Here is a 15602-nt window from a genome sequence, read left to right as displayed (position 1 = left end):
AAACCCTAAACTAAAATCGAACAGTCCAATTGACGAGAGTCATTTAAACTTGTTTTCAAATTTCCCACGATTACTTCTATAACGATGAAAAAACAACTACTGCTGTGGCCGTTGATGATCTGCGCGGCATCTACAGCGTGGGCTCAGCAGCAACGGCGCATATCGGGCGTTGTGCGGTCCGAAAAAGGGGAAGGACTCCCCGGGGTAACTGTGGTAGTGAAGGGTACCACCACTGGTTCCTCTACTAACAGTGATGGCACTTTCCTAATAACGCTGCCTGCTACTGAAACCAACCCTACTATCCGTGTCAGCTATATCGGCTACGTATCGCAGGATGTAGCTGTTGGCGACCGGCCACAGGTAGACGTGACTCTGCTGGAAGACACACAAACGTTGAATGACGTTGTGGTTATCGGCTATCAGGCAGTGGAACGCCGCGATGTAACTGGCTCAGTTTCTTCAGTAAGTGCGCAGCAACTCAAGGACATTCCAGTAAACTCCGCTGCAGAAGCTTTGACTGGCCGCTTAGCAGGCGTCCAACTCACTAGCGCCGAAGGAACGCCCGGTAACCTCAACGTACAGGTCCGAGTGCGAGGAGGTGGTTCTATTACGCAAGACAATTCTCCGCTATACGTAGTGGATGGTGTGCAGATTGAAAATGCACTCAGCGTAATCGCGCCCCAGGATATTGCCTCCGTCGACGTGTTGAAAGACGCTTCGGCTACCGCTATCTACGGTGCGCGCGGTGCCAACGGCGTTGTAATTATTACCACTAAAAAAGGGCTTGAAGGCCGGACTGTTATCAGCTATAATGGCTTTGCCGGCTTCCGCCGCATCTCCAAGAAGCTAGACGTGATGAAACCTGATGCCTATCTGGATTACCAGTTCGAGCGGGCGCAAATAGCGGGCACTGGCACGGGTGGCCTGCCTGCCTTCAAGTCGTTGTTCGGAAGCAGCAACTTTAATAGTGACACCCTACAGAATGCTCGTAACGCGCCTTTCATCGATTGGCAGGACGAAACATTCGGCCGCGATGCTTTCCAGCAAACCCATAACGTATCGGTTGCTGGCGGCGTGAAAGGCACAACGTACTCACTGAGCTTGACTCGCAACCTGGAAGACGGCATCCAACTCGGCTCCGATTTCGACCGGAAGCTTGTGAATTTCCGGTTTGATACTAAGGCATCTGATAAACTGCGGCTAGGCTTGAACGTGCGCTTCAACGACCAAACTACCAACGGCGCAGGTACTTCTACTAACGGCTCTAATACGACCTCGCGCTTGCGCAACGCCGTGCAGTATCAGCCGTTGCAAGTACCTAGGCTGTCAGGCGCGGTACTCGACCCGAACACCTTTGACGATGAGTTTTTCAACACATCCACGCTGGTAAGCCCGCTTATAGCTATCGACAACGAGTATCGTAATGAAAAGCGGCAAACGTTCAATGTCGGGGCCACAGCTGCTTTCGAAATTATAAAGAACCTGACGTTCCGCTCTACCGCCGGATTCGATATTACGAACGTTAATCTGGGCACTTTTAATGGCCGTTACTCGCCGTTGCTGCGGCAGCCAGGGGGCGGTTACCTTAACCTGCCTACGGCTTCAATCACCACTGGTGTACAAAACACGTTCAACAACTCCAACGTTTTGGACTATAGTTTCCAAAAAGGGCTGCATTCAGTAGGGGTTCTGGTAGGTGAGGAAATTTATCAGCAGCGCAACACACAACAGTATATTCAGACCAACTACCTGCCGTTGGATATTACGGCCGAGCGAGCTTTGGCCAACATCAACCAAGGTGTATTACCCGCTGGGCAGACTAGCCAACCGATACTACCCCAGACTAGTATTCCGCAGGATTATCGTCTGCTCTCAGGCTTCGGTCGTCTGACGTATTCCTACGATGACAGGTACTTGTTCACAGGTACGTTCCGCGCCGATGGTTCTTCGAAATACCGGCCTGGCAACCGGTGGGGTTATTTCCCAGGTGCTTCGGTAGCATGGCGTATTTCGCGCGAAAACTTCTTCAAAGGTGTTGATAAGGTAACCGATCTGAAGCTGCGCCTGAGCTATGGTAAAGCGGGCAACAACCGTATTGCTGACTTCCTTGGTGAGCAACTTTTCTCGGCAGGCAGCGCCCCTTATTCCATCAACCACGCTATTGTGCTAGGGTCGGCGGCCAACTCGCTGGCCAACCCGAACTTGAAGTGGGAGTCCACCACTTCGCGCAACGTCGGGGTTGATTTGGCTTTGCTCGACAACCGGGTACAGTTCACGGCTGATGCGTATTACAACACGACCAGCGACTTGCTCATCAACCGCACGATTCCAGCATTCCTGGGTTACTCCACCCAAACGCAAAATATTGGCTCAACTTCCAACCGTGGTTTGGAACTGCAGTTAACCGGTACCATTATAACCAACGAGTCGTTCACCTGGACGGCAACGGCCAATGGGTCGTTTAACCGGGGACGCATTGAAAGCTTAGGCGAAGGTCTCAACGAACTGCCGGCAATTAGCTCGGGTTGGGCCGGCAGTGCTGCCACCCTTACCCGCGACTTTGTGGCCCGGGTAGGCCAGCCAGTGGGCAAGATGTATGGTTACGAAACCGATGGCTATTACACGGCCGACGACTTCCAGAGCTATAATCCAGCCAATCCGGCCGCTCAACGGTGGGTGTTGCGCACCGACAATCCGGACTTGCTACCAATTGGTTCGCTGGACGGTACTGCGGCGCAGCCTGGTTTGTTGAAGTTGAAAGACCAGAACGGAGACAAAGTAATCAACGACCTGGACCAAGTGGTAATTGGCAATGCCAACCCCAAAATGGTAGGCGGCTTCAACCAGCAGTTCACGTACAAAAGCTTTGATGCCAGCGTGTTTTTGAACTTTGTGCTGGGCAATGATGTGTACAACGCCAACAAGATTGAGTTCACTACGAACACGGCCAACACGGTATTCAGCAACGTGCTCGATGACATGAACTCCCGCTACCGCATCACCGAAACTGATGGGTCGTTTATCACTTCGCTGGACCGGCTGCGCGAAATCAACCAGGGCGCTAAAATCTGGCGGCCAACTTCCAGCTACTTCCTGCATTCGTGGGCTGTGGAAGATGGCTCGTTCTTGCGCGTCAACAACGTAACCGTGGGTTATACCCTACCCAAGGCCTTAACCGCTCGCGCCAAAGTGCAACAATTGCGCTTTTACGTGACGCTTAATAACTTGTATACCTTTACCAAATACACGGGCTACGACCCCGAGGTGAACACGCGCCGCTCTACGCCCCTTACGCCGGGTGTCGATTATGCTGCCTATCCGCGCAGCCGTGCCTTCCTATTCGGCGTGAATCTCTCTTTGTAATTCCCACCTGATATCCATATGAAATCTCTCGTTTTTTTTCGGGCGGCACTGGCTGCTAGCGTCTTGGTTGGTACCGCCGGACTGGTAACGTCTTGCCGAGACTATCTCGATGTAGAGCCAATTGCGCTCAATACAACTGAGTACTCCTTTAGTACGGTAGCCGGGGCCACAGCCGCAATTATCGGGGCCTACGACCCACTTTCCGGCGACAATAGCTACGGGCAGCGCGTAAGCATGTATTTCCCATACGACAGCGACGAAATGATCAGCTCGCCAGGTCCGGCTACAGATGGCGGACGCCGGGGTATTGCGCGTTACAAGGCTCTATCAACGAACACCGATCTGGCTAACCCTTGGAACACGCTTTACCAGGGAGTGGAGCGGACCAACATCTGCATTCAACAAATTCCCCTATCGCCGCTTTACAATAGTGGCACTGCCGCCGATACTGCCGCCCTGCACCGGCTGCATGGTGAGGCGCTTACCTTACGGGCACAATATTACTTCGACTTAGTGCGCCATTGGGGCGATGTGCCAGCACAATTCACTCCTTCAGTATCAGGGCAGGATTTTCTGCTTCCCAACGCCGACCGCAATGTGACACTTAGCAAGTTGCTCGATGACTTAGCCCAGGCCCAGAAGTTGGTTCCTTGGCGTTCTGGTGCTGGTGCTGGTGCTGCTAGTGAGCGGATAACCAAGGGCGCAGTGAAAGCGCTACGGGCTCGTATTGCTTTGTTCCGTGGAGGCTACAGCCCTAACCCAACCAACGGCCAGATGGTGCGGCCAACGGACTACCTTGATTATTATCGCATTGCCCGGCAGGAGTGCGCCGAGCTAATGGCTCGCCCTGCTGAGCACGGCTTGAATTCCAGTTTTTTGGAAGTATTTAAGAGCATCAACGAGCAGCGTACCGAGAGCGCCAACGAAATTATTTTCCAGGTAGGCATGACGGGAGCAACGGCCGTATCGGACAGCAAACTGGGTTACTATAACGGGCCCCGCCTGCAAAATCAATCGAGTATATACGGTTCTACGCAAGGTGGTGTAAACGTGGTGCCTACTTACTTCTACGCCTTCGACTCTACGGATACCCGGCGCGACGTAACTATTACCACGTATGGCATGGCTAGTAACAGCACCCTCTTTACGGGAGTGGCTCTGAACGTAATAGCGGATGGTAAATTCCGCCGCGACTGGCACACCCCGCTACTTACAGGGGCAAGCAACTATCTGGGATACAACTGGCCTATCATTCGGTTTGCTGATGTACTGCTGATGTTTGCCGAAACGGAAAACGAGCTAAATGGTCCTACTACCGCTGCACAGGAGGCCCTACTACGGGTACGGACTCGGGCTTTTGCTGGCAACCGGGCGCAGGCACTGGCGACGCTGGCGCAGGGTGGCTTCGGCCTGACCAGCAAAGCGGCGCTGTTTAATACTATCGTGAACGAGCGGTACCTAGAGTTTGGTAGCGAAGCCATTCGCAAGTACGACTTGATCCGTTGGAACTTGTTCAGCACTAAAATAGCCGAAGTAAAAGCCAACCTAGAAAAGCTGGCCAAAGGCGAAGCTCCTTATCAGAATGTGCCGCTGTATCAGTACTACCGTACGCCAACCGCCGGCAGCAGCGTACAGTGGACCCGCTCGTTCTATCGTCCTTCGCCCACGCCCAATACAGCACCTGCCGGTACGGTGCGCATAAACTGGCGTCTGGCAATTGACGCTACCTACATAGCTAATACCAAGCCTCAAAATACTCCCTATACCTTGGGCACCACCACCGTGGTTAGTGGAGGCCAGGGACTGGCTGCCGAGTACGTTCCAGGCCAAGGCAAGGAATTGCTACCCATTCCGCAGAGCACTCTCGCCGCTGATAATGCATTAGTTCAGAACTTCGGCTACAACTAGTAACCGCTAACCGGCATTTTTAGTGTTGCTTGATACAAGGCCACGATCTTCAGAAAGAAGGTCGTGGCCTTTGTGTTTCTTACTTATTTCAACTTTCCTGCCTTGCTAGCCCTGACACTACAGGAGAGTGCACCCAATGTTGCTGCTCATTTTTACTGCTATCCTTTTGTTGCGAGGCCCAAAAGGTAACTGTGTTGCATAAGGTGCGTCAGCGAAAGTTTCCGACAACTTCGTGTGCCGCTAAGAATTGAGTTTTAGCAGGTAGTTTAACGCCTCATGTAGTAATCAAGGCCCATCATCATGTTCAGTTTATCGGGAAAGAAGGCGGTTATTACAGGTGGCGGTAGCGGTATTGGCAAAGCCATTGCGCTAGTGTTTGCCGCTCAGGGTGCCCAGGTGCATATTCTTGAGCTGAATGCGGCCGCTGGCGAGCAAGTAGTGGCCGAGATTCAGGAGGCGGGGGGGCAAGCCCGCGTGCACAGCGCCGATATCAGCCAGCAAGTACAGGTGCTACCCATTTTCAATCAGATTGGCCCGTTCGATATTCTGGTCAACAACGCGGGCATTGCGCACGTCGGCAACTTGGAAAACACCGCAGAGGCAGACTTCGACCGGATATACAATGTGAATGTGAAGGGGGCTTACAACTGTTTGTATGCGGCCATACCACAGCTGAAAGCCAATGGCGGCGCGATTGTGAACATGGCTTCCATTGCCGCCCTCGTAGGTATCACCGATAGGTTTGCGTACTCGATGAGCAAAGGCGCCATCTTCGCCATGACCTTGTCGGTGGCGCGCGACTACTTGGCGCATAACATCCGGTGCAACAGCATCTCGCCGGCCCGTGTGCATACGCCGTTCGTTGATGGCTTTATTGCCAAACACTACGCGGGACAAGAACAGGAAATGTTCAACAAACTTTCTCGCAGCCAGCCCATCGGCCGCATGGGCACTCCCGCTGAAGTAGCAGCCCTGGCCCTCTACCTCTGCTCCGACGAAGCTGGTTTCGTAACCGGCTGCGACTACCCATTGGACGGCGGCTTCACCAAACTCAATAACTGACTGCGGCTTGTGGATTGTTAGCTTTCAGTAACTAGCAGTCGAAACCTATCTACCAGTCATTATTTGGCACCCCCCGACAATTAATTTCTTAGTCACCAACCAAACCCCATGAAACTAATTCGCTACGGCCAGCCCGGCCACGAGAAGCCAGGCGTGCTATTGCAGGACCAGCAAGTTGACGTATCTGCTTTCGGGGAAGATTACACCGAAACCTTTTTTGCTACTGATGGCCTAAGCCGGTTGGCGGAATTCGTGCGAGCTAATGCCGATCAGTTGCCGGCTATTGCGGCGGGCGAGCGGCTCGGGTCGCCCGTGGCACGGCCTTCCAAAATTGTGTGCGTAGGGCTAAACTATGCCGACCACGCCCGGGAAACTGGCGCCACGCCGCCCGCCGAGCCGGTGCTGTTTTTTAAATCGACAACGGCACTGGTTGGTCCTAATGACGACATTGTAATACCCAAAAACTCAGTTAAAACAGACTGGGAAGTGGAGCTAGCGGTGGTAATAGGCAAACAAGCTTCTTACGTAGAAGAGGCCGACGCGCCTGATTACATTGCGGGCTACACGCTGCACAACGACGTATCGGAGCGAGAATTTCAGCTGGAGCGCAGTGGCACCTGGGACAAGGGCAAGGGCTGCGACACTTTTGCGCCAGTTGGTCCGTTTCTGGCTACGCCCGACGAAATAGGCGACGTAAACAACCTGCGCCTGTGGCTGAGCGTGAACGGCCAACTGATGCAGGACGGCACCACTGCCAACCTGATTTTCCGCATTCCGTTCCTGGTTTCCTACATCAGTCAGTTTATGACGCTACTGCCCGGCGACATCATTTCAACGGGCACTCCGGCTGGGGTTGGCTTGGGTTTCAAGCCGCCAGTGTACTTGAAGCCCGGCGACGTGGTAGAGCTTGGCATTGATGGACTGGGTACCTCGCGCCAGGAGTTGAAGGCGTATCCTAAGAGCTAGCTGGCACTTTGAAGGCGGCTACGTGCCAGCCTCTTCTAAGCTGACCTAAAAAGCAGTTTTGAGATTTATAAGCCGGCAAGTTGGTTGTAAATAGCCCACTTGCCGGCCACGTTTTCACGCAGCGTACAGCTACGGAGCTTGGCATTTCATCCGTGGTTCTTGCTCATCTGCACACTCTTAGGGAGCTATGGACTTACAACTGCGTGATAAAGTTATTATCGTAACGGGCGGGGCCAAGGGCATTGGCGAAAGCATTTCGCGGGTACTAGCTGCCGAAGGAGCTATTCCGGTGGTAGTGGGCCGCAATGCCAACGACAATGAAGCTCTGGTAACAGCTGTGGTTGCTGCTGGGGGCCGGGCCGGCTCCGTAACGGCCGAGCTATCTGACCCAATGGAGTGCGAGCGGGCCGTGCAGGCCGTGGTAACCCAGTTTGGGCGCATTGAAGGCCTCGTCAACAATGCCGGCGTGAACGACGGCGTAGGTTTGGAAAGCGGCAATTACCAAGCTTTCATGGAGAGCCTGCACCGCAACGTGGTTCATTACTATCTAATGGCCCACTATGCCCTGCCGGAGTTGAAAAAGTCGCGGGGGGCTATTCTCAACATCACCTCAAAGACGGCCGAAACCGGCCAGGGCAATACCTCGGCCTACGCTGCTGCCAACGGGGGCCGCAATGCCCTCACGCGCGAATGGGCCGTGGAACTACTTAAATACGGTATTCGGGTGAATGCCGTGGTGGTGGCTGAATGCTGGACGCCCGCCTACGAAACCTGGATCAAGACCCTCCCCGATCCTGAGGAAAAGCTGCGTGAAATCACCGCTAAAATTCCGCTGGAAAACCGCATGACAACGGCCGAGGAAATTGCCAACACCACTACTTTTCTGCTGTCGGCCTGCTCTAGCCACACCACGGGCCAAATCATTCATGTAGATGGCGGCTACGTGCACCTCGACCGTGCCCTAGCCAACGCCTAGCCGGAAATTTTAGCACACTCCTTCTTTGTAGCTATGCCCAGAAATTCTCTTGGAAGAGGTGCGCTCTGGGTTACGCGGTGGCGGCCGTCTTAGCCTACCGCGTGGGCGCGACTGCCAGCCGCAGAACGAGGTCAGGGTGTAGGCGGATAAACGCAGCGGTTGGCCGGAGCCACGCCCTTGGGTTCGTTAACTGTACAAACTACCAGCTAACCCAGGCGTAAGTCACGCGGCTTCCTGATTCACTAGCGCAATTTCGACAACACAACGAAGAACGAGTTTTGCTGCCTTCAAAACATGGAAACTCTCCATACTTTTCTAGCAATGCTAGAGCCCGGCGGGCCGAGCTTCATGCCGACCCAGATCGTGATAGTACCGCCTTTGGTAGTGGAGGCGCTGGGCGGCAAAACGATAAAGCGAGTTGTAGGCACTCTCAACAACCATCCGGTGCGGCTGGGGCTGCTGCCAGCAACGGGCGGCGGGCGCTACCTGATGATCAACAAAGACACGTGCCGCGCGGCCGGGGTGCAGATTGGGCAGCACGTTACGCTCAGCCTTGCCCCCGACCCCAATCCGGAGGCGGTTGATTTGCCAGCGGAGTTGGCGGAAGCCTTGGCCGCGTGGCCCGAAGCTGAAATTAGATTTAATGAGTATTCCGCCAGCCACCGACGGGCTATGGCACAGCGCGTAGCCACTGCCAAACAGGTGGAAACCCGGGCGCGCCGGGCAGTGGAGTTGGCCGAATGGCTAGCCACTGGTCGGCATCCTTCCCGGAAGTCGTAGCGCCGACGGCCTGAAAAGCCTGCTGCACTTAGCCCGCAGGGTTGGCTTTGCGCACCTGGGGGTATGGACCTATGGAACTAACGGTTCATGGTGCCTATCGGTATAGACTTACGCGACGCTGGCCGATTATGTATCTGTTGCCGGAGCCTTAGTTGTTATCTTTAAACTACCTATCTGCCATCTGCTACATGCCCCTTTTTACTTCTCGCCAGGCCCAGACCTTTTTGCTTCATGCTCTTACTTGGATGCTGCTTGGGGTGCTGCTAGCGTTGCAGCCAACGGGGCGGCTTCCTCAACCGCAGTTCTATTGGCTGCAAGCGGCGCTTTTTTTTGTGTCGCTGGGAGTGTTCTACCTTAATGTGTATTGGGCCGTACCGCAGCTGCTATATGGGCGGCGGTTGCTGAGCTATGGGGTATTTGTGGTAGTAGTGGTTGTTGCCGTGACCCTGCCCTACCGACAAGTGCAGCAGGCACTGGAAAACCGCTACCACAGCCAATATTCCACTGGGAATTCTCCCCCGCCGCGTGCAGAGTTTCGCTGGCTGGGGCCACCGCCCGGCGGGGCGTCCTTCCCTCCGGGCGAACCACGGCGATGGAGTGGGCGCCAAGGATGGGTGAACCCAGCAGTGATGCTTTCCACGTTGCTGGTTTTGGGTTTGGGCACCAGCGTGGCGGCCGTGCAGCGCGGGCAACAGGAAGCCCAGATCCGGCAGGCCCTGGAGAAAGAAAAGCTCTCGACGGAGCTGTCGTGGCTGAAAGCTCAGATCAACCCGCACTTCTTCTTCAACACCCTCAACAACATCTACGCCCTTACACTACTCGATGGCGACCAAGCCCGCGAGGCCATTCACCGCCTCTCACGCATGATGCGCTACGTGCTGTACGACACGCAGAACGGTACGGCTTCACTTAGCCAAGAGCTGCTCTTCGTGCGCGACTACATCGACTTGATGCAGCTGCGCCTCACCAACAATGTCCGGGTGGAGTACGAAACGCCGGATGTGGTACACGAGGCAGCCATTGCGCCCATGATACTGCTTACGTTCGTGGAAAATGCTTTCAAGCACGGGATTAGCGCCTTGGCGCCTAGCCATATCCGTATCGTGGTGCGGCAGCCCACGCCGCACACGCTCGATGTGGAGGTGCGCAACTCGGTTTTTGCCGACCGCCCATTGGCGCTGGATGAAAACCACGGCATTGGGCTGGCCAACACCCGCCGCCGCCTAACACTGCTTTACCCCGGCCGCCACACCCTTACCGTAACCGAACTCACGCCCGAGCACGAATACTACGTGCACCTCACCCTCTCCCTGCAGGTATGAAACTTAATTGCATTGCCGTTGATGACGAGCCACTGGCGCTGAAGTTGGTTGCTCGTTTTATTGAACAAACGCCGTTTCTAAACCTAGTTGGCAGCTACGGCAGCGCGGTAGCCGCCCTGCGCGGCTTGCAGCAGCAAGCCACGCCGGTCGATTTGCTGTTTCTCGATATTCAGATGCCCGACCTAAATGGCCTGGAATTAGCCCGCGTATTAATCCGCGAACCGGGTCAGCAAGGTCCGCGTGTGGTATTTACCACCGCGTTCAATCAGTACGCGCTGGAAGGCTACAAAGTGGATGCGCTGGATTATCTGCTCAAGCCGTTCACCTACGAAGAGTTTTTGCGCGTGGCCAACAAAGCTAAATCATACGCTGAGCGAAGCCTGCCTGCGAACCAGCCCACCATTTCGGCCCCAGCAGAGTCCCCTGGCCCCCCCGACGACTATTTGTATCTGAAGGTGGAATACCAGCTTGTGCGCGTACCCTTCCACGATATTCTGTATATCGAAGGGCTCAAGGATTACGTGAAGGTGTACCGGCAAAATGAGTCCAAGCCACTGCTTTCCCTGACTAGCTTGAAAACGCTGGAAGAGCGTTTACCGCCGCGTTTGTTTATGCGCATCCACCGCTCCTACATTGTAGGCCTCAGTCATATAGCGTCCATCGGGCGGGGCACAGTGCATATCGGCACCGAAACCATTCCCGTCAGCGACACCTACCGCGAAGTTTTCGACCAGTTCGTTAGCCGCTGGAAGTAGCGTTTGCCAAGCCACCTACCGCTTCGTTCGGGCATGGCGCCGGAACTACGTGGTTACCGAGTACGCAAGGACCTGCACCAACTGGTGCGGCACCGCTTAGCAGTGGTGTTGCTACGCCAAGCCCGAGTGAAGCGGAACCACCTGCTTTTTCAGCTCGATGACCACAAGTATGGCGTTGTGGCTAAGCGCTTCCAGCTCCACTTCTTCGGTGTTCCACAGCGCTAGGCCGTCTTTTTCGTGTAGTAGTCTGCCCTCCACTTCAAAGGCGCCGGCCAACACGAAAGCAAAGAATGACGCCTCGTTTTCGAGACGGTAAACCACTTCCTGTCGCCCCGCAAATCGGCCAACACTCACGGCAAAGGGAAGTGCCTGGTTGGTGTGGTGCCCAGATATCACTGTTGCCAGCTGGTTCTCAACCGCCGACAGTTGAAAGCCAAACACTTCATTGCCAACGCTAATAAGGTGTTCGGTTTTCAACCACAAATGCAGAAACGTAACCAACTCTGTTTCATACGGATTGGTTAGTTGCACCGTGGTGTTTGCCGGCACAGTCAGCAGCTGTATTTGTTCTACCTCAACGGTGGTATTGCCTGCTGAAGTCTGTACAATCAACTCGCCAGTTACGGGAATCAGGATGCAACACGAGTGCTGCTCGGCGGTGAATTCCAACTGCTGCCCACCGCCTAGGGTTTCCTCGTTCACGGCATACAGATTACCGAAAGGCTCTTTATGCTCGTGCACATAAGTTCCAAAGCTGAAAGTACTGTAGCGACGAAACTTGCTGGTTTCCGTGAGCCCCCGCTGGTCGGCCAGAAAGATTTTACCTGGTGTTTGCTTGATCATACTGTTGCGTGAGTTGCAGTAAGAGCGAAGTTGATTTTCATTAACAACAGAACAACGTTCTGTTTCAAGGCGCTAGCCAATCGAGGCAAGAAAAGTATGGGGCGCTGCTACTGCATGGTAGTGTCCTGCCAGATCAGACGGGGCGGTATAAGCAGCATCGTCGATTTGCAGCTTGCTTTCAAACGAGCAAAGCGCCTCCGTCACACAGCTATAGTTAGAGCCAGTAGTGCGACCCGTTAACGGGACTAATCCTAGGCCGGCGGCTCTTCCTTGCTACAGGCAGAAAGTGGAGTTGGAGTGGAAACAACTCTAGCTACCAGGCTTTTAAGAAAAGGCTTTCTTTCCATTAAAACAGCGTTTGCTAGTGATACAACTAATTCGATAGATGAATTTCGCTCACTCTTAGCATGGCATCATTCCCCAATCGACGGTTAGGGCCAGTGAATCGACGGATTGCCTGCCGCATCAGTAAAGCGCTCAGAAGCTTACCCTTTCGCTGTCAACAAATTTATAGCGCACAGTTGCTTGCCATGCATAGTGGCCGCTATACACCAGCAGCAACAACTTCTACCCAAGAGTGAGCGCGCAAGCAATGCGTAGCCTCAGCTATAAATCACCAGCTACCAGCTAGCAAGTATTATAGCCGGATACTGAAAGCCAATGGCTGGAATATCCACTCCCGCGTGTAGGTGTTCAACACAATTCGGACGCCAGCTTCCAAGGGTGTGCGTAGGCGCAGCACGTTGAACAACACCGACGTGTCGAGGCCGACATTGCGGTAGTCCAGTTCACTGGAAATACCTACGCTCCGGCCCTGGGCGACATCGAGGAACCCATTGGCTCGTATTCGCTGCACGTACAGCCACCGCCCCACCGACCAGTGCGGATAGGCTATGGGCAAGTAGTAATCCAGGGAAGCGGCACGTAGCCTATCGAAGCTTACGTAGCCTTCGCCGCGCGGAAACGAAACGGCCGCCGCAAACTGGTACTGGCGTTGTTGCTGCCATTGGTAGCCCGCCCGCAGCCGTAGCGCATGATGCTTGACCAATCCCGGCAAATACACGCTGCCTTGCCCGGCCCACTGCCGCGCATCGAGGCCCGTACCGAAGGGGGTGAGGCGCGAGGTAAGCAGCAACGAGCCGCCCCAACGCGGCGCCACGTCGCGGGCGCTAAGCCGCAGCTGGCGCGCGTAACTAAGCGTGGTTTGCACAGCGTGCACGGGCCGGTTGGGACCCGGTTCGGTGCGCGAACGTACCGGCAAATCATAGTCGCTCACCCGCTCGTGGAGGTAATAGCTGCTTAGGGTTAAGGCCTCCAGGTACTTCGAGCGGGTGAGCGTGAGGGGTAGGCGCAGGCCAGCCGTCAGACGGGTGTAGCGCCATTGGTCGCGCCGAAGGCTGTCGAGGGGCTGATTTGGGCCCCGGGCGCGGTCGATGTACCGGGCTGCGTCGCGGCCGCCGTACGTGACATCAGCATCCAGCACCGGGTACTGGCCCTGATAGCTCAACCCACCAAAAACGGCTCCGGTGCGTTCAGTTTGGTCGTAAGTAAGCCCCGCAATGGCTTGGGTGGTACTAAGCACATCCTGCGAACGGACGCCCAAACTGACGCTGTTGCCGGCCGGGTTCTGCACTACGCCCCACCCAAACACATTGAACGCATTGCGTAGCACTGAGTAAGGCCTTGTAGGATACTTGCGCGCCGTATCGGTAGGAGCAGTGCCAGCTAACAATGGCAGCAAGGTAGTTGCGCCCGGCTCTTGCGCCGTCAGGGCCGCTGCATAGGGGCCGGGGGTAGCGGTAGTGGCAGCCGGTACGGGAAGCCAGGTAGCGGGGTCCAGGGGCATTTCCATCAGGCGGGCCCCGGTGGCGCGGTAGTCATGAAAGGTTAAGTGGCGTCCGTCCGCCGATACTGCCGCGTGGTAGGCCCCCAACGGTCGGGAAGTTACCTGATAGGTCTGCCCAGTGCCGGTATGCACGGCGTACACATTGTCGATGCCTGACTGCGGCGAATTATACAGCACGTATTCGCCCCAGGGTTGCGGGTTGCTTGCATTAACATTGGCTACTGGTAACAAGGCGCGCGCCGCCCCAGTGCCCGGGTTTAGCAGCTCAAGGGTTTTGCCGGTAGGCTTAAGTGTCACCGCCACTATATGCTGCCCGTCGGGCGTCCAATGGGGCTGCTGATAGAAGTCGTTCTGCGGGTTGGGCAGCGTGGTGAGCACAGCGCCGGTGCGGGCATCGAGCACCGATAAGGCATGGTGGTAGCTGGAATCCGTTTCCATAGCAACCAGTTGGCGGCCGTCCGGCGAAAGGGCCGCGGCGGTGTAGCGGTGGTGGCGCCCTACCCGCGCTACTTGGCCGGTAGCCAGGTCCAGCACCTTCAGTTCAGAATACACGCGCTGGCCCCAGCGGGCGTCAAACCGGTACTCCGGCCACACCACTTTCCCGCCGCCCACCGACAACATCTCGGGCAGGTTCAGGGGGCCCAGTACATATAGCTTTCGCGCCTTCCCCGCTTTGGTTGACAGCAGCACAAGTTGCGCGATGTCACCAAGGCCGGTTTTCAGGGCCACTACGGTGCTGTCGTTGACGTACTGCGGGTATTGGTACTGCGTGAATACCCGGCCCTGGTATTGCCCGGGCAGTTCCCGCGCCTCCGTTAGCTTCAACTCTCGCTGCTGGCGTTGCCACGTCGAATCGAGGTTGGCCATGGTGCGGGTGTAGAGTTGCTCTATCCGCAGGCCCGTGGTGCGGCGGAGGCTGTTGGAAAACGAAAAGGGATAGAAAGGGAAACGGTTGTAGCGAGTTAAAACCCGGTCCCACACGTCGGCGCCGTAGCGAATTTTGGCATACGAGGTCAGGTAGTAGCCCAGCACGTACCAGTCGGGCACATTGTCGCGCAACGAGCCATTGGCGGCCTTCTGGTAGTTGTAATGCAGTGCGGCCAGCCGGTTAGCACGCATTCCGACGCCAAACGCCGGAATACGGCCCCGGCCGCTACGAGTCAGGGCGGTTTCGGTGCCCACGGCATCACCCTCAAAAAACCATTGGGGCAGCCCTACGGCTGCTACGCCAAGCGCACCATCGCCGAGTAGTGGGCCTAGCAGCCGGCCAATGCCTTGCCGCCCTTTCTCGAACTGCCCGACGTGCCGGTATTCGTGCACCACCAGTTGGTCGAGCCAGTCGTTGGTGCCCAGCCCCATGCCTTGCTCCGGCGTGGCGTAGAACTCGGCGTGGCGCGGCAGAAAGGTTACAAACCCGTTGCTAACGCTGGTGCGGGTTTGCAGCACCACCGAAATAGGACGCGGATTCACGCCCAGCGTGGTGGCTCCGGGGCCGTGCACCTGCTCTAGTCGTTGGGCTGTGCGCTGCGCCGCTGCTTGAAAACCTGCCGGGTATATCACCCGGAAGTGCGGCGTCTGCACCTGCTGCCAGTGCAGTGAAGGTGGATTTTGGTCGAGAACAGGCAGGCTTTGGGCTCTGCCGGCTCCCGAAAAAACCAGAGTTGCCAGAGCAGCTAGCAGAAACGTGCGCATCAGGGTGGAACGGAAGGATAAAGGGCGAGAAGTTAGGCTACATTCCGCTAACTGCTTCCCCGGCAGACTGCATTTATTGCTGGGTTGCT

At 55.8% G+C, this 15602-nt stretch carries 10 protein-coding genes; 8 read left to right on the top strand and 2 right to left on the bottom strand.

What is annotated here, in order from left to right; all coding sequences use genetic code 11:
- The first annotated feature begins 84 nt into the window (after positions 1 to 84).
- From ACFE7X_RS01140 to ACFE7X_RS01105, 8 genes are all read left to right on the top strand, one after another.
- Positions 85 to 3363: a SusC/RagA family TonB-linked outer membrane protein gene (locus ACFE7X_RS01140; RefSeq protein WP_375433814.1), complete on the top strand. Its 3279-nt coding sequence runs from the start codon at positions 85 to 87 to the stop codon at positions 3361 to 3363.
- Positions 3364 to 3381: 18 nt separating this feature from the next.
- Complete coding sequence (locus tag ACFE7X_RS01135; protein WP_375433813.1) at positions 3382 to 5271, top strand: RagB/SusD family nutrient uptake outer membrane protein; 1890 nt, start codon at positions 3382 to 3384, stop codon at positions 5269 to 5271.
- 300 nt (positions 5272 to 5571) lie between these two features.
- Positions 5572 to 6333 (top strand): SDR family NAD(P)-dependent oxidoreductase, encoded by a 762-nt coding sequence (locus tag ACFE7X_RS01130; RefSeq protein ID WP_375433812.1) that lies wholly within the window; start codon positions 5572 to 5574, stop codon positions 6331 to 6333.
- Positions 6334 to 6441: 108 nt separating this feature from the next.
- Positions 6442 to 7299, top strand: a complete 858-nt coding sequence (locus ACFE7X_RS01125) for a fumarylacetoacetate hydrolase family protein (protein ID WP_375433811.1) — start codon at positions 6442 to 6444, stop codon at positions 7297 to 7299.
- A 187-nt stretch (positions 7300 to 7486) separates the two neighbouring features.
- Positions 7487 to 8275 carry an SDR family oxidoreductase gene (locus ACFE7X_RS01120; RefSeq protein WP_375433810.1) on the top strand — a complete coding sequence of 263 codons (789 nt, stop codon included), beginning with the start codon at positions 7487 to 7489 and terminating at the stop codon, positions 8273 to 8275.
- 294 nt (positions 8276 to 8569) lie between these two features.
- A complete protein-coding gene (locus ACFE7X_RS01115; RefSeq protein ID WP_375433809.1) occupies positions 8570 to 9055 on the top strand; it encodes a YdeI/OmpD-associated family protein in 486 nt (161 codons plus the stop codon).
- Between the two features lie 188 nt (positions 9056 to 9243).
- Positions 9244 to 10377: a sensor histidine kinase gene (locus ACFE7X_RS01110; RefSeq protein ID WP_375433808.1), complete on the top strand. Its 1134-nt coding sequence runs from the start codon at positions 9244 to 9246 to the stop codon at positions 10375 to 10377.
- On the top strand, positions 10374 to 11132 hold the full coding sequence (locus tag ACFE7X_RS01105) for a LytR/AlgR family response regulator transcription factor (protein WP_375433807.1): 759 nt from the start codon (positions 10374 to 10376) through the stop codon (positions 11130 to 11132). The genes ACFE7X_RS01110 and ACFE7X_RS01105 overlap by 4 nt, the downstream gene beginning before the upstream one ends.
- Before the next feature lie 111 nt (positions 11133 to 11243).
- Here the strand turns inward: ACFE7X_RS01105 and ACFE7X_RS01100 are convergent, their stop codons facing one another.
- Together ACFE7X_RS01100 and ACFE7X_RS01095 are read right to left on the bottom strand one after the other, a co-directional pair.
- Positions 11244 to 11975 (bottom strand): hypothetical protein, encoded by a 732-nt coding sequence (locus ACFE7X_RS01100; protein WP_375433806.1) that lies wholly within the window; start codon positions 11973 to 11975, stop codon positions 11244 to 11246.
- Positions 11976 to 12612: 637 nt separating this feature from the next.
- Positions 12613 to 15513 carry a hypothetical protein gene (locus ACFE7X_RS01095; RefSeq protein ID WP_375433805.1) on the bottom strand — a complete coding sequence of 967 codons (2901 nt, stop codon included), beginning with the start codon at positions 15511 to 15513 and terminating at the stop codon, positions 12613 to 12615.
- Positions 15514 to 15602 lie beyond the last annotated feature (89 nt).

It is taken from the genome of uncultured Hymenobacter sp. (assembly GCF_964242765.1).
Lineage (GTDB): Bacteria > Bacteroidota > Bacteroidia > Cytophagales > Hymenobacteraceae > Hymenobacter.
This window is presented reverse-complemented; position numbering and strand designations above follow the sequence as displayed.